Genomic DNA, 14,806 nt, shown 5'->3' with positions numbered 1-14,806 from the left:
TTTTCCAAAAGCTGTTTTTTAATTTCAGAAATGGTAGACAGCTGCTAACTACTTATTCCAGCTCTTAGCCTAATTTGCGACAACAGACCTCACAAGTGATCACTTCAAAAGGTGTTTTTTGGTCGCAACTAATGGCAAATTTACCCGGAAAATGGTGCCTGAACCTAAAGCACTTTCGGCAGTAATCGAGCCCTTATACATTTCGACAATCTTTTTAGCAATCGGTAACCCTAAACCGTTGCCGCCGCTTTCACGAGAGCGCGCCTTATCCACGCGATAGAAACGATCAAAAATTCTTTTAATATCAGACTGTGCAATGCCGACACCAAAATCTTGGACGGCAATGGTTAACATATTCTCTTCCGTCGAAACCGATAAATTCATTTCTTTACGATCACTGGAATACTTTACGGCATTATCCATCAAGATCACTAACACTTGCATTAAATGATTCCGGTATATTTGCACCATTGTATGTGGGGGCATAGTGTCATCCAAATTGATCTTAAAATCAGGATGTAACATCACAAAATCATTGTAAGCTTGGTGAATCGTTTCATTGGCTTCTGTTGTTTCATGGGTATAATTGGTTTCAATTTGTTCCGCGCGCGTTAAATCCAGCATTTCTTGAATCAACTTTTTCATGCGGTCCACTTCGCTTACGGAAGCAGTAATGGACTCATCTAATACCTGCGGATCATCTTTACCCCAACGTTGCAGCATTTTGAGGTGGCCTTCTAAAACAGCGACTGGAGTCCGCAATTCATGCGACACATCCTCCACAAATTCTTTTTGTTGATTGGTATATTCCTGGAGTCGATCCAACATTTTGTTAAACCGACCAACTAAATCAGAAATTTCATCATTAGACTTTTGTAAAGGTATTCGTGCTTGAGAATCCGGATCTTCATTAATCTCATCCATCGTTTGATTAATTTGATTAATCCGATGCACTAATGGCTGGGTTAAAACATAACCCAAAATAATACTTAGTAAAATGGCAAAAATAACCACCAGTAACATTTTTTTATTTAGTTGCCGAAATGCATGATGATAGACGCGTAAGCCATTATTTACTTTGACAAAACCAATTAATTTCTTCGTATGACTCGAATAAAGCGGAGCCGTCGCCTCTAAATAACTTGAGCGATGAGTGGATTTTTTGAGCACAATTTCATGCGCTTGTGTGGGCCGCTCAAATTTCGCCTGAATCGCGCCGATTTTGAACAATGGTTGCCGTTGTGCATCATAAATGACAATCGCCAAATCACCGCGCGCCAATTGTTTGGACAAACTATCACGATACAATACTTCAGGATTTTCTGAAATAATTTTTTTGCTTTGTTCATTATTAAGAGATCGTCGAGTAACCGGTGGGGCTAAACGTCGCTGTACTTGAGCCTGCGTTAAGTTACGGGGATAAATATTAAAACGGCTATCTACTGCAGCGATTGTATCTTTCACATTATTTTCTTCGGTGTGCAGCAGAGCTTGACCCACCGACGTATAAATTAAAGTGGTAAAAATTCCAAAAACTAAAAAGATGGCTAAACTTAAAAAACACGTCCACTTAAATCGAATCGTAATTCGTAAGTTAGTTAACTTTGCTTTCATGGTCGTACAACGTAACCCGTTCCCCGAACCGTTTGAATATAACTTTCTTTATCGGGGAGATCAATTTTATTACGCAAGTAACGCACGTAAACATCAACGATATTCGTTTCACTTTGGGTAGCATCATTGCCCCACACTGTCTTTAGTAATTCTTCACGACTTAGAACTTTGCCCATATTACTCAAAAGCGTTAAAAATAAATCATATTCACGCCGCGTTAACTCGATCACTTTCCCGTTGCGACTTAAAGTATGTGCTTCTTTATCCATGATTAAATCCCGATACTCAATTTTAGTCGAGTGCGGGGCCATTTTTTGGTCTTCAATATCAATCCGCCGCAACAAGGCCCGCAGCCGCGCCAATAATTCCTCAATCGCAAATGGTTTTACAATATAATCATCCGCACCATGATCCAAACCCGAAACCCGATCAATAATGGAATCCCGGGCAGTCATCATAATAATTGGGGTACTTTTTTCTTGTCGTACGCGACGACAAACTTCTAAACCATTCAGTGTCGGTAACATTAAATCTAGTAAAATGGCATCCCAATCTTCTGCTAAAGCAGCATCCAAACCTTGACGGCCGTCTAATTCAACTCGTGTTTGATAACCTTCATGTTGTAATTCCAATTCCACAAAACGAGCCAAGTTTTTTTCATCTTCAATAATCAGAATTTTTGCCATAATTTACTCCAAATCTTCATTTAAATTTAACTTTATTAATAACTCTCCAGTAATCTTATCACATAATCTTTCGGACGTATGATCTTTTGTTGAAGAAATTCTAACCCCTGAATCATAAAAAAAACAGAACATCGTTTTCACCAACGCTCTGCTAAATTTTTTTAAATTAACTGAATTATTGCTCTTCATACCAAGAATAATGGAAAGTTCCCTCTTGATCCACTCGTTTATAAGTGTGTGCGCCAAAATAATCCCGCTGGGCCTGAGTTAGACTCGCTGGTAACACAGCGCTACGATAGGAATCATAATAAGCAATAGCTGCACTTAAGGCCGGCACTGGAATTCCGGCTTGCACGGCCCAAGCTACCACCTGGCGTGTAGCTGCTTGATATTTAGCACAAATAGCTTTGAAATAATCATCGAGCATTAAATTGGTTAGTTCCGGATTTTTTTGGTAAGCAGCCGTAATTTTTTGTAAAAATTGAGCCCGAATGATACAACCAGCGCGCCAAATATTCGCAATTTCTCCATAATTTAGCTGCCAATGATAATGCTCGGAAGCTGCACGCAATTGTGCAAAACCTTGAGCGTAGCTCATAATTTTACTAAAATACAAAGCCTGCCGGACCTGTTCACTGAAATCAGCAGATAATTTCAGATCCGTGGTTTGCGGTTGCGGTAAAACCTGACTGGCGGCTACCCGTTCTTCTTTGAAAGTTGAAATGTAGCGCGCATACACAGCTTCAGTAATCAACGATTGGGGTACCCCTAATTCCAAAGCACTTTGGGAACTCCATTTACCAGTACCTTTATTTTCCGCAGCATCCAAAATCACATCGACAATCGGTTTGGAAGAGCCTTGATCGTCTTGACGGGTCAAAATATCGGCGGTAATTTCCACCAGGTAACTGGAGAGCTCGCCGGCATTCCATTCTTTAAAAGTTTGAGCTAACTGGGGCATGGAATATTGACCAACATGGCGCAATAAATTATAACTTTCCGCAATCAATTCCATATCGCCATATTCAATGCCATTGTGTACCATTTTAACATAATGCCCCGCTCCGTTGGGACCCATGTAAGCTACACAAGGTTGACCATCATCGGTTCGCGCGGCAATTTGTTGTAAAATAGGTGCTACCAAATCGTAAGCTTCTTTTTGCCCACCAGGCATTATCGAAGGACCTTTTAAAGCGCCTAGCTCACCACCGGAAACGCCCATGCCGATGAAATTAATGCCCGATTGATCTAAGCGTTGATTGCGGGCAATGGTATCTTCAAAGAATGTATTTCCGCCATCAATCAGCACATCACCCGCATCTAATAAAGGCAAAAGCTGATCAATCACTGCATCCGTGGGTTTGCCAGCCTTAACCATCATGATGATTCGCCGTGGCTTTTCTAAGGAATTTACAAAATCAGACAAATTGTAACTTGGTACTAATTGTTTATCCGGATGATCTGCGACCACTTTTTCAGTGCGTGCGTTAGTCCGATTATAAATTGCTACTGTATAGCCTCGACTCTCAATGTTCAAAGCCAAATTTTTGCCCATGACGGCCATTCCAATAACACCAATTGTTGGTTTATTCATCAAATACCCCCTATATATTTACGATAAAATCTTAACAAAGATTACGGTAGATTAACAGCTTTTAATCAGAATGTTCATCTTTAGGAAATAAATTTTTTAATTGTGCAAATTGAGAATTTTCTAATTTTTGAGCCCGCTGCTGTTCTTCATATTCAGTTTCCGACATTACCGCCCAATCCTGACCATGCGGCATGACATTATCGTTTTTTTCCTGAGGTGTCAATACTTGAGTCGGAATACTCAATAAAACATTGTCAGCTACCGCTTTTTGTAAATCGATTTGATTATTCTCAATGGGTAAAATTAATTCCTGGCTCTCGAGTACCTCAGTTTCAATTTCATTTTCGGGTATTAACGCATAGGCTTCATTGACGGTCGTGGCGATTGGTAACGTAACTGGTTGCAAACTACGCGTAGATGGATAGACTAAGGTAGTTTTAATTTGGAACAGGCTTATGATAAAAGGATCATCGATTTGTAAGCTACCTTGAACTTGCACCGGAGCTAACGAAATGATTGCGGAATCACGTTGTTTGAGAGACGCTTCTAAATCCAGAGTTTGTTTGAAGGTTAACGGGTGCTGCCGGAATTTTTGTAATTCTGCGACTGTCCATTTTAACATTTATCTGACCTACTTTCTCCAAATAATTGGGTGACGACCAAAATTTTGTTCATTGACTGCTAGTAAATTCAAAATTTGATCCGCTTGTACGGCACGAGCCATTAGTCCGGTTCGGTTACCCAAAGTTTGATTAACATTGCTAATTAACGGCCAAGGAGCATGTTTTTTAATTTGATGCAAATACTGCTGACCCACACGGTTAAAACCTAATACATGGAGATAAGGATGCTGCCACATTTGCTGCATCTGGGTGGTCGTTAAATTTAATAAAGTGTATAAACAAACGCGTCGTAAACGCGCAAAGGTATATCGTTTACTTTTGATAGCATACAAAAAATCGGAAAAATTATTAACCTGCAAAATTTCTTGTTGCAATTTATATTGCAAACCTTCATTCATTTGGTAAATCTGTCCCAATTGCTTTAAATTCGTGGTTAACAATTGATATTTTAAAAACGGGAAAAAATCCTTCCAAGAGATGATACGGCTAGTTTGTAAAATTTGTTCACTGCTCGCTGGTAGTGCTTGTTGATAGGGCTGCTGCTGTAACAGTGCCTGTCGAATCGCAGAAGCACTTGCAAACTCTCCTTGCAGATGCGCTTGATCATGATCCACAGCTCCCGTACGCGGTAAAGCATGCAAGGCCAATGGATACTTTAAAGTTTGGGCGGCTTGGGCGTAGGCCAAACCTAACATTTGATTAGGCTTGGTCATATCTAAAGATAAATTTTGTTCAATGATTTGATTATATTGGGTGGCATAGGTATTCCGATAATCACTAAAAGCCGCTGAATTAGTGGTTAAGGTCCTAATTTTGCGGGCAGTTCCATAATAATCTAAATCAGGACTTTCCGTCCCAAAAACAAGATCAGTTACAGCCAACGCCTGTAAAATTTGCACCGCTGCTAAGGCAAATAAATTAGCCGCTTGAATGGATCCATAAAGAGGTAATTCCATCACTAAGTCTACTCCCGCAGCTAAAGCCATCTGGGTACGTTGCCATTTATCAACGATCGCCAAATCACCTCGTTGGACAAAATTGCCCGACATCACTACCAGCAGGACGTCGGGTTGAAATTGGTGGCGGATTTGTTGTAACTGCCATAAATGCCCCTTGTGTAAAGGATTATATTCAGCAATAACACCAAAAATTTTCATGCTTTTTTCAATAAAGCCGTTATATCCACCACGGTGGCATCGGACCATAATTTTTCAATTTGGTAAAACTCCCGACTTTCGTGAGTGAAAATATGCACAATGACGTCCCCTAAATCAATTAAAATCCATTGGGAATTCTTTTGGCCTTCCACGTGATTCACTTTCACTTGAGCTGCTTCTGCTTGTTCCAGAATATTATCCACGATAGCATTAACTTGCCGTTGCGTTTCCGCATCAGCAATAACAAAATAATCCGCCATTAAACTTACTGCTTGCATATCTAATACCGTCAGCTCATGAGCGTGTTTTTCATCGGCTGCTTGGACCACAAGAGCCATGACTGCTTGACTATTCAAGAAATTACCTCACTTTAATGTTTAACTACCCAAGCATTATAACTAGCAATGGTTAAAGGATAAATTTGGCGTTGTTTTTCAATTAAAGATAATAACGTATGTTCAATCTGATAAGCAACCCCGGCATCTAAATTAGTATCTGTAATTTGCCGGGCTTCCTCCACTCCGGGAAAATCACGTCCCGGTTCGGTGTAGTCCGCCATATACACGATCTTGTCCAAAAGTGTCATTTTTTCTGCCGCTGTAGTATGACGTCGGACCGCATTTAATATGTCTTCATCGTAAATGCCCAATTCATATTTAATGAAATAGGCTCCGACAACCCCATGCCAAATGGCATTGCTATAATTGAGTAAATCTGGATCCAACTTTTCTTGATAGATCATCTGGCGAAATTCATCATCACTGCGCTCTTTAGCGTAATCATGAATCAAGCCCGCAATTTGAGCCTTTTCAACATCGCCGTGGTTCATTTGTGCTAATTCCTTGGAACGCTGACTTGTCCGTACACAATGTTGATAACGATAATCGGATAATTTTTGCTGCATCTGCTGTTGAATTTGCGCTATGTCAATTGTTTCCTTGAGCTGCATGTTGATAAAGCCCCTTTTCTTCTATATAACTTAAAACTAAATCCGGCACAAAATATCGTACTGAACCACCATGCTGTAAAGTCTGTCGAATCCAAGTGGAACTGACATCCGTCTTGGGCATATTGACCCACATAATAGGGTAACGGGAGCTTTTTTCATAACCTTTGCGACAAACTCCAACCAATTGGACCATTTTCACAATTTCATCAACCTTATACCACTTGGGTAAATAATCTACCATATCGCCGCCAATAATTAAATAATATTTATTTTCGGGATGCGCGGTCGTTAACTCTTTTAAGGTATTATACGTATAACTAACTCCGCCGCGGTGCACTTCCATTAAACCTAATTCAAAATGGATATGATCAATAATGGCTCGTCGAACCATCTCCACACGATCGTTCACATCAATTGAAGTCTTATGATCTACATGAGGCGGGTTAGCATCTGGAATAAAGATAATCTTATTCAAACCCAGTTGTGACATTACTTGATCAGCCACCATTAAATGTCCAATATGCGGCGGATTAAAGGTTCCACCCATAATGCCGATTCGCTGATGATGATCAGTTTGTGCAGTTTGCAACTGCGGTTTAGTTTGAATTGTTTGATGAACTTCACTTTGCATTTGCTACCACCTTGATTATCTGATTTGATCGACCTCAAGGCTTAAGTTGCGCTTGGCCTTTTGGGGAGCGCGTTTGTAAAATACAATCACTCGCCCAATAGCTTGAATCTTGAGAATCCGCCGATCAAAGTTTTGTACTGCTGTAATAACATCGATTGGTGAAACTATTGCATTTTGTAATACCGATACTTTCACCAACTCTTGATTGTTAAGTTGCTGTTGTAATTGCTCCAGATTAGTTACTGCGAGCCCATTTTTACCAATTTGCAAACTAGCGGGTAATTTTTGGGCACGTTTTTTTAAAAATCGTTGTTGCTGCTTATTAAGCATTAGCGCCTCCTTAATTAATTAGTGCAGGACGGACGGTCGGCTTTAATCCTTGGGGTAAATAAACTTTGATTGTTATCCCAGCTGCGACTACCACCCAGCCGAGCCCTGCTAATAAAACATCACTTTTTTGTTTAATAGTTAAGGTATGTTCTTGTAAAACAAAACTCTTGGGATCATGAGGTGGCGTTAATAATTGCCCAATTTGTCGTTGATAAAAAAGATCCGCATGACTTAATTTCGTCCGGTGAAGATATAAATGATTTTCCACATATGCGACAAAAGTGCTAGGTGGTCCCTGCAAAAAATCTAACCGTGCTAAACCTGCAAAAAAGAGCGTTTGTTGGGGTTGTAATTGAAAAACTCGCGGATGAATTTCCGTCTGCGGCGCAATATATTTTAAATCAGACGTCGTTAAATAGCTACTCATTTGATGAGCATCCAGAATACCCGGGGTATCAACTAAGTCCCCGCCCTGAGCCAAGGGAATTCGAATTTCATTTAACGTTGTTCCTGGAAAATTCGAAGTAGTCACTAGTTCTTTAAATTCTGTGCGGGCCTGTAAAATAGCATTAATTAATGTCGACTTACCGACATTCGTCATCCCAATGACATAAACATCTTGTTGCTGACGATACTGTTCGATCGTTGCTAAAAGTTGATCTATTTGACTTAATTTTTTGGCACTGATCAGCTGAATCGCCACGGGGTGCAATCCCAAGCGCTTAGCTTGTTGTTGCAGCCAATTTTTGATTTTGTTTTTATTAAAGGAGCTGGGCAATAGATCTATTTTATTACCCACTAACAGCACCGGATTATGACCAATGTACTGTCGTAGCGAACGGATGACACTCCCGGAAAAATTAAAAATATCCACCACATAGACGACCAGGGCACGCTGATGACCAATAGCGGTTAACAAATTTTGAAAATCCACATCATTAAGTGGTAATTCTGCAACTTCATTATAATGACGCAAGCGAAAACACCGCTGGCAATACAATTCGTTTAATTGATCTTGTTGTAAATATTTTTGAAAAGTTTTGGCTGGCAGATATCCTGGCTGGTCTGGAGCCGTTGACTGTAAGGCAGCACCACAACCAATACAATAAATTTTGTCGGTTTTACTCATCGAAATGTTTCCTCCATTTCAGTTGTGGATCCAACCAATGATTCAACTGCATAAGTGGACGTTCAAAAAAGCGGTTCACCCGCGTTTTTTTAGCATCAGTGGCAACCAAGGGGCGAACCAAGATCGTTTTCAATCCTGCCAAATTGCCGGCTAAAATATCGGTTAATAATTGATCTCCCACCATGACCACTTCATCTTTATTCAGTTGCTGACGACGCAAATATTTACGCAGCACAAACGGTAACGGTTTACACGTACGGGCAATAATGGTGACAGGTAAACCAGCTACTGCTTGTTGCACTCGTTGCTGACTGTTGTTCGAGGCAATAATTACTTGGATATTTTGTGCTTGTAAAGCTTGTATCCATTGGGTCAAGGTTTGATCCTTGCGCGCCGGTTTATTCCAAGGAACTAAAGTGTTGTCTAAATCAGAAATAATGACTTTAATTCCCTGATTAATAAATTCTTGTGGTGTGATCTGCATAATTTGCTCTATCATCAAATCAGGTTTCAAAATTCCCAGAATTATTCACTCCTAGTACGTGAACCTTATGGTGGCTTGGTTTACGACACGATTATTTTTTATAAAAAAACGTAACTAGTGCCAAACTAGTTACGTGAGCTTATTTCAGGGCATCTTTAGCTGTATCGACAAGTTTTTTAAATGCACGTTGATCATTCACTGCTAAGTCTGCTAACATCTTACGATTGATATCAACTTGGGCTACTTTTAAGCCGTGCATTAATTTACTGTAGCTCATATCATGAGTCCGGGCAGCGGCATTAATCCGTGCAATCCATAATTTCCGGTAATCGCGTTTGACTTGGCGGCGATCCCGAAAAGCATAATTATAAGAATTAAAAAGCTGCGTAGAAGCTGCTTTAAACTGTAGGTGTTTAGCACCACGATAGCCTTTAGCTAATTTTAAAACCTTTTTGCGACGTTTATGCGTCACTGTTCCACTTTTTACACGTGGCATAAAATATTCCTCCTAGAAGTTTAGAATAATGCAATTATTTGTATGGTGTCAGCATCTGTTTGATTCGTTTCATATCGCTTGCACTAACCATTGCTGAATTGGCTAATTGACGACGTTGCTTCTTGGTTTTGCCATGGAAACGGTGACTGGTATAAGCATGATGCCGCTTTAAACCACCTTTAGCAGTAATTTTAAAGCGTTTCACTGATGCACGATGTGTCTTTTGTTTAGGCATAAAATTTCCTCCTACGCTACTTATTCTTTTTGTTATCGCTGATTGGAGCAAGCATCAAAAACATACTCCGCCCATCCATTTTCGGATGTTGAATGACTGTAGCCACATCCGTCGTAGCGTGAGCCATCTTTTCTAAAACATCTCGACCGATTTCTTTGTGAGTAATAGCTCGGCCACGGAATCGAATTGAAACTTTCACTTTCGAACCCTTGGTAAGAAACTTGCGAGCATTCTTCAGTTTAGTATCAAAATCATTTTGTTCAATCGTGGGACTAAGCCGGACTTCTTTGACGCTCACCGTTTTTTGTTTCTTCCGCGATTCGCGATCTTTCTTCTGCAATTCAAATCGATATTTCCCATAATCCATAATACGCGCCACTGGCGGTTTAGCATTAGGAGAAACCAAAACCAAATCCAAATTAGCTTGTTCTGCTAACCGCAAGGCTTCAGACTTTGATTTTACACCTAATTGTTCGCCACCAACTGAGATCAAACGGACCTCACGGGCACGAATTTTCTCATTCACGATCATATTATTGTTGCTATTCTTTTTAGCTATGGGTATCCACCTCCGAAAAATTAACTCACAAAAAATGCAGGCACTAAAGCACCCGCATCATATATCTAGTCGATCAATTATCAACCTAGAGGCCAAGGGCATAGGTGAGAAGCGGGGGCTTCTGCTTGTTCAATTCAGTTAATATTTTAGGTCATAACTAGATGGTTTGTCAAGAGCTAATTATAGGTCTTTAAAAGCGCTTGTAGTTGAGCAATTTGTGCCTGTAATTGTTGTCCAATATCCGTTTGCGCGACTGTTTTGCGAGCTACTTCCTGTTCTACCACTCGTTTTGTCGAAACTATGTCACTCAATTGTGCAATAGCTTGATGCCGCGTTGTAAATGGCTGCAAAGTCACCAGCTGCAGCCCATAAGAGTTATAAAGCAACGTATAACCGCCAATACCGGTGGTTTTTTGATAAGGTTTGGAAAAACCGCCATCAATAACTAACATTTTACCGTCAGCCATGATCGGTGAACAACCCCGCTTCACCGGCGTATGTCCATTAATTACATGTCCGATATGCGGATCTATTCCAAATTCACCTAAAATTTTATTAATGAACTTGACATCATGTCGTAAATTGTAATAACTATTCGGAACTTCGACGTGCGTCTGGGGATCAGCAATAAAGTAACGTTCAAAAGTTGTCATGGATCGCTTACCAAACAAAGGTGACTTAGGTCCAGTCCACAAATACCATAATAAATCAGTAGCTAGATCATCACTGCGCTGGGGGTTGGCATAACTCGTCCGTAAATTTTGTTCTAATAAATCAAACAAGGCCTTACCACGATAAGTGTGACCTTTTAAAGTTAAACCTTCAAATTGACCTTTTTTGTCTACTGGGACACAACCGTGAATTAAGAGATTATTATTATAAACCAAATACATGCTGCCCTTGGCCATAAAGAAATCCATATGCCGATGTAATTTTTCTGAATGACTAAATGCCTGCGTTAATTGCTCAATCACTTCTTGTTCTTCAGGCAAAAGTCGATAAGGGTGTTGCGGATCAACAGTCTGGAAGCAACCATTAACGATTGGATAGGTCTGCTGGTGTAAAGTAATTTTGGTTTGCTCGGCATTCAATTGAGTTAATAACTTCCGATCTTGCATCTGAAATTCCGGGCGACGGTCAATGGCCGCACCTTCTAATTTAAATTGAATGATGGCAATCGCTTGATGAATTTTAGTAATTTGAGCCAATTCAGCCGCTGCTGGCTGACTTTCATGCGCCGTAAGTTTAGGATGAAAGCCGGGATTGTCTTGATAATATTTTTCTGCCAACATCGATAAATGACGTAAATTAATGCCATATGCATCTTCCACAATCGCTAAATTATTATAACGGGCGCAAATACGCAGCAAATTAGCCACACATAATGGCGAACCTGCGGCCGCCCCTAACCACAAAATATCATGATTACCCCATTGTAAATCCACTGAATGATAATGCATTAAACGTTCCATAATTTTATCTGGTGCTGGTCCGCGATCGTAAATATCACCCACTACATGCAAGTGATCAACTACCAAACGTTGAATGGTATGACACAAAGCAATAATAAATTGATCTGCCGAATTTAAATTAATAATATCTTGGGTAATCTGAGCGTAGTAATTCTGTTTATCTTGTGTATTGTAATCGCCATATAACAATTCTTCCGTGATATACACAAATTCTGGAGCTAAGGCTTTGCGCAATTTGGAGCGAGTATACTTAGAAGCACAGAACTTGAGTAGTTCCAACAATTCACTAAAGGTATTCAAATACCATTGTTGTAAATCATCCGCCGCCGTCAATTGACTTTTAACAATTTGGAGACGTTCAGAAGGATAATAAACTAAAAACGCCAATAATTTTTGTTTATGAAGTGTTAAACGACCATTAAATAAAGCATGAATCTTTATCCGTGTGTTGCCGGAGCCATTGCGTAAGACATGATCAAAGGCAGCAAACTCTCCGTGTATATCACTCATAAACGCTTCTGTGCTTTTGGGCAAATTTAAGATTGCTTTTAAATTAATAATTTCTGTTGTCACTGCTGCACGTGTAGGATATTTTTCTGCTAGTAATTTTTGTGCTAATGTCTGCGTGCTTGCTCACCTCGTTAACTTTCAATTTTATTTTCATTATACCAATAATCAAAATACAAACCAAATAGTCTTATTAATGGGATTAATCTAAAAATTAGCTAGTAGACCAATTAGTTGCTTGTCCTTCTCTGTGAAAATAATTTCTGATTGTTTAGCCCCACTCAGATAATCCGCAGATACTAAAAAAGAAAAAAAGTCAATTTATCTGTCAAAAGATAAATTGACCTTTATTGTAAAGAAACATTCGGCGTTTTTATTTGCCTGAACGAGAATAATTTTTAACATCCGCTACAACACTATCAATAAACATACTAATATCTTCTTCAGTACTATCACTTTCGCCATAGCGCCGCACAGAAACACTGGCGTTATTAATTTCCTGATCACCAATGACGACGGTATACGGGATTTTTTGCGTTTGTGATTCACGAATTTTATAACTCATCTTATCATCGCGATCATCAATTTCCACTCGTAGGCCTTGTTTACGCATATCATCTTGTAATTTTTTGGTATATTCATAATGTACTTCATTTTTAACAGGAATCAGGTTAACTTGAATAGGTGCCAACCATGTTGGGAAAGCTCCTTTATACATTTCAATCAAATAAGCAATAAAACGTTCCATCGTCGAAACAATTCCCCGATGAATCATGACGGGACGATGTTCTTTACCATCTTCACCCACATAAGTTAATTGAAAGCGTTCCGGCTGCATAAAGTCCAGTTGAATGGTTGATAAGGTTTCTTCGTTACCTAACGCTGTTTTGGTTTGCACATCTAATTTAGGACCATAAAAGGCGGCTTCACCTTCAGCTTCATAGTAGTCCAAACCTAATTCATCCATCGCTGCCTTCAGCATGCCTTGGGATTGATCCCACATTTGATCATCGTCAAAATATTTTTCTGTATTCGCCGGATCCCGATAGCTCAAGCGGAAGGAATAATTTGTAATATTAAAATCATGGTAAACATCCAACATCAATTGTAAAACTTTTTTAAACTCATCTTGGATTTGATCCAAAGCTACAAAAGTATGACCATCATTTAAGGTCATTTCCCGCACACGTTGGAGTCCGGACAAAGCGCCTGATTTTTCATAACGGTGCATCATTCCTAATTCCGCAATTCGAATAGGTAACTCCCGATAGGAACGAATATGATGTTTATAAATTTGAATATGGGAAGGACAGTTCATCGGCCGTAATTCTAGTAATTCTCCTTCGCCCATATCCATTGGCGGAAACATATCGTCACGATAATGATCCCAGTGACCGGAAGTTTTATAAGCATTGACATTCATTAAGACCGGGGTATAAACATGTTGATAACCGGCAGCGACTTCTTTATCAATAATGTAACGCTCCAGTGTCCGCCGAATAGTTGCGCCTTTAGGCATCCAGTAAGCCAGGCCCGCACCTACTTTGGGATCAACAAAGAACAAATCCAAGTCCCGGCCTAAAGTCCGATGGTCACGTTCTTTAATCTCTTCGCGCCGTTTTAAATCAGCCTGTAGATCGGCTTCATTGGCAAAAGCCGTACCATAAATGCGTTGCAGCATCGGATTGCTTGACTTTCCCTGCCAATAAGCGCCAGCCACGGATAATAGCTGATAATGTTTTAAATCGCTTGCTTTTGGTAATAAAGCAGGTTCCCCAAAATCTACATAATCACCCATTTGATAAACTGGAATTTGCACACTATCATAAGCGTTCACCAAGGCTAATTTGTAAGGGTCATTCTGAAACTCTTGTTGCAAATCCGCTTTAGCGACCATTTTTCGTTCAATTGGTTGATTGGCCTTAATTAACGCTGCGATGTCTTTTTGCAGTTCAGGTAATTCATCGACACTAATTTGCGATTCAGGCTTATCGGTATCTAAATAAAAACCATCATCATTGGCTTGTTTTTCACCAAAATGAATCGCAGGATATTTTTGTTTAACGGCCACGCCTAACAAGAAAATAGCAGTATTGCGAACTACTTCTAAAGCAGCAGCATCTTGATTTTTGATAATTTCAATTTTCGCATCTTGATTAATTGGTCGGAGAATATCCACTAAAACTCCATTGATTTTGGCAGCTACCGCCGCTTTCTTTAAGCTATTACTCAATGATCCGGCCACAGCTAAAGGTGTTACTTGCTTATCAAATTCCCGTAGTGAACCATCTGGAAATTCTAATTTGATTTGTGCCATAATTTTATCCTCCAAACAAAAAG

16 protein-coding genes and 1 other annotated feature are annotated in these 14,806 nt (G+C 39.7%); all 16 genes read right to left on the bottom strand.

Annotated elements, in window-relative coordinates; translation table 11 throughout:
• Positions 1-99: 99 nt before the first annotated feature.
• The 16 genes from JG30_RS03000 to thrS all read right to left on the bottom strand — a co-directional run bounded on the left by JG30_RS03000 (position 100) and on the right by thrS (position 14,783).
• A complete protein-coding gene (locus tag JG30_RS03000) occupies positions 100-1,614 on the bottom strand; it encodes a sensor histidine kinase (protein ID WP_046316041.1) in 1,515 nt (504 codons plus the stop codon).
• Positions 1,611-2,300, bottom strand: coding sequence for a response regulator transcription factor (locus JG30_RS02995; protein ID WP_046316039.1), 690 nt, complete (start codon positions 2,298-2,300; stop codon positions 1,611-1,613). Before JG30_RS02995 ends, JG30_RS03000 begins: the two co-directional genes overlap by 4 nt.
• Before the next feature lie 175 nt (positions 2,301-2,475).
• A complete protein-coding gene (gene gndA / locus JG30_RS02990; protein WP_046316038.1) occupies positions 2,476-3,894 on the bottom strand; it encodes an NADP-dependent phosphogluconate dehydrogenase in 1,419 nt (472 codons plus the stop codon).
• A gap of 61 nt (positions 3,895-3,955) precedes the next feature.
• Positions 3,956-4,516: a DUF177 domain-containing protein gene (locus tag JG30_RS02985; protein ID WP_046316035.1), complete on the bottom strand. Its 561-nt coding sequence runs from the start codon at positions 4,514-4,516 to the stop codon at positions 3,956-3,958.
• Between the two features lie 9 nt (positions 4,517-4,525).
• Positions 4,526-5,674 carry a nucleotidyltransferase gene (locus tag JG30_RS02980; protein ID WP_046316033.1) on the bottom strand — a complete coding sequence of 383 codons (1,149 nt, stop codon included), beginning with the start codon at positions 5,672-5,674 and terminating at the stop codon, positions 4,526-4,528.
• Positions 5,671-6,030: a ribosome silencing factor gene (gene rsfS / locus JG30_RS02975; RefSeq protein ID WP_046316031.1), complete on the bottom strand. Its 360-nt coding sequence runs from the start codon at positions 6,028-6,030 to the stop codon at positions 5,671-5,673. The genes JG30_RS02980 and rsfS overlap by 4 nt, the downstream gene beginning before the upstream one ends.
• 14 nt (positions 6,031-6,044) lie before the next feature.
• Positions 6,045-6,623, bottom strand: coding sequence for a bis(5'-nucleosyl)-tetraphosphatase (symmetrical) YqeK (yqeK, locus tag JG30_RS02970; protein WP_046316030.1), 579 nt, complete (start codon positions 6,621-6,623; stop codon positions 6,045-6,047).
• Positions 6,601-7,254 (bottom strand): nicotinate-nucleotide adenylyltransferase, encoded by a 654-nt coding sequence (locus tag JG30_RS02965; RefSeq protein ID WP_046316028.1) that lies wholly within the window; start codon positions 7,252-7,254, stop codon positions 6,601-6,603. Before JG30_RS02965 ends, yqeK begins: the two co-directional genes overlap by 23 nt.
• A 15-nt stretch (positions 7,255-7,269) precedes the next feature.
• Positions 7,270-7,584 (bottom strand): YhbY family RNA-binding protein, encoded by a 315-nt coding sequence (locus JG30_RS02960; protein ID WP_046316027.1) that lies wholly within the window; start codon positions 7,582-7,584, stop codon positions 7,270-7,272.
• Positions 7,585-7,594: 10 nt separating this feature from the next.
• Complete coding sequence (gene yqeH / locus JG30_RS02955; RefSeq protein ID WP_046316025.1) at positions 7,595-8,713, bottom strand: ribosome biogenesis GTPase YqeH; 1,119 nt, start codon at positions 8,711-8,713, stop codon at positions 7,595-7,597.
• Positions 8,706-9,215, bottom strand: a complete 510-nt coding sequence (locus tag JG30_RS02950) for a YqeG family HAD IIIA-type phosphatase (protein ID WP_282433254.1) — start codon at positions 9,213-9,215, stop codon at positions 8,706-8,708. Before JG30_RS02950 ends, yqeH begins: the two co-directional genes overlap by 8 nt.
• Positions 9,216-9,336: 121 nt before the next feature.
• Complete coding sequence (gene rplT / locus JG30_RS02945; protein ID WP_046316023.1) at positions 9,337-9,693, bottom strand: 50S ribosomal protein L20; 357 nt, start codon at positions 9,691-9,693, stop codon at positions 9,337-9,339.
• 34 nt (positions 9,694-9,727) lie between these two features.
• Positions 9,728-9,928 carry a 50S ribosomal protein L35 gene (rpmI, locus tag JG30_RS02940; protein ID WP_046316022.1) on the bottom strand — a complete coding sequence of 67 codons (201 nt, stop codon included), beginning with the start codon at positions 9,926-9,928 and terminating at the stop codon, positions 9,728-9,730.
• 16 nt (positions 9,929-9,944) lie between these two features.
• Positions 9,945-10,460 carry a translation initiation factor IF-3 gene (gene infC / locus JG30_RS02935; RefSeq protein ID WP_046316020.1) on the bottom strand — a complete coding sequence of 172 codons (516 nt, stop codon included), beginning with the start codon at positions 10,458-10,460 and terminating at the stop codon, positions 9,945-9,947.
• A gap of 49 nt (positions 10,461-10,509) precedes the next feature.
• Positions 10,510-10,620: a sequence feature (ribosomal protein L20 leader region), on the bottom strand.
• Between the two features lie 43 nt (positions 10,621-10,663).
• Positions 10,664-12,532 (bottom strand): fructose-bisphosphatase class III, encoded by a 1,869-nt coding sequence (locus JG30_RS02930; RefSeq protein ID WP_046316018.1) that lies wholly within the window; start codon positions 12,530-12,532, stop codon positions 10,664-10,666.
• Positions 12,533-12,839: 307 nt separating this feature from the next.
• On the bottom strand, positions 12,840-14,783 hold the full coding sequence (gene thrS / locus JG30_RS02925; RefSeq protein WP_046316016.1) for a threonine--tRNA ligase: 1,944 nt from the start codon (positions 14,781-14,783) through the stop codon (positions 12,840-12,842).
• Positions 14,784-14,806: the final 23 nt, after the last annotated feature.

This window comes from Bombilactobacillus mellifer (genome assembly GCF_000970795.1).
Taxonomy (GTDB): Bacteria; Bacillota; Bacilli; order Lactobacillales; family Lactobacillaceae; genus Bombilactobacillus; species Bombilactobacillus mellifer.
This window is presented reverse-complemented; position numbering and strand designations above follow the sequence as displayed.

Excerpts from the sequence above, each read along its gene's own strand:
- yqeH (WP_046316025.1), bottom strand. The coding sequence starts at position 8,713 with ATGAGTAAAACCGACAAAATTTATTGTATTGGTTGTGGTGCTGCCTTA.
- JG30_RS02960 (WP_046316027.1), bottom strand. The coding sequence starts at position 7,584 with ATGCTTAATAAGCAGCAACAACGATTTTTAAAAAAACGTGCCCAAAAA.
- rplT (WP_046316023.1), bottom strand. The coding sequence starts at position 9,693 with ATGCCACGTGTAAAAAGTGGAACAGTGACGCATAAACGTCGCAAAAAG.
- gndA (WP_046316038.1), bottom strand. The coding sequence starts at position 3,894 with ATGAATAAACCAACAATTGGTGTTATTGGAATGGCCGTCATGGGCAAA.
- JG30_RS02995 (WP_046316039.1), bottom strand. The coding sequence starts at position 2,300 with ATGGCAAAAATTCTGATTATTGAAGATGAAAAAAACTTGGCTCGTTTT.
- rpmI (WP_046316022.1), bottom strand. The coding sequence starts at position 9,928 with ATGCCTAAACAAAAGACACATCGTGCATCAGTGAAACGCTTTAAAATT.
- JG30_RS02985 (WP_046316035.1), bottom strand. The coding sequence starts at position 4,516 with ATGTTAAAATGGACAGTCGCAGAATTACAAAAATTCCGGCAGCACCCG.
- thrS (WP_046316016.1), bottom strand. The coding sequence starts at position 14,783 with ATGGCACAAATCAAATTAGAATTTCCAGATGGTTCACTACGGGAATTT.
- JG30_RS03000 (WP_046316041.1), bottom strand. The coding sequence starts at position 1,614 with ATGAAAGCAAAGTTAACTAACTTACGAATTACGATTCGATTTAAGTGG.
- JG30_RS02965 (WP_046316028.1), bottom strand. The coding sequence starts at position 7,254 with ATGCAAAGTGAAGTTCATCAAACAATTCAAACTAAACCGCAGTTGCAA.
- yqeK (WP_046316030.1), bottom strand. The coding sequence starts at position 6,623 with ATGCAGCTCAAGGAAACAATTGACATAGCGCAAATTCAACAGCAGATG.
- JG30_RS02980 (WP_046316033.1), bottom strand. The coding sequence starts at position 5,674 with ATGAAAATTTTTGGTGTTATTGCTGAATATAATCCTTTACACAAGGGG.
- infC (WP_046316020.1), bottom strand. The coding sequence starts at position 10,460 with ATGATCGTGAATGAGAAAATTCGTGCCCGTGAGGTCCGTTTGATCTCA.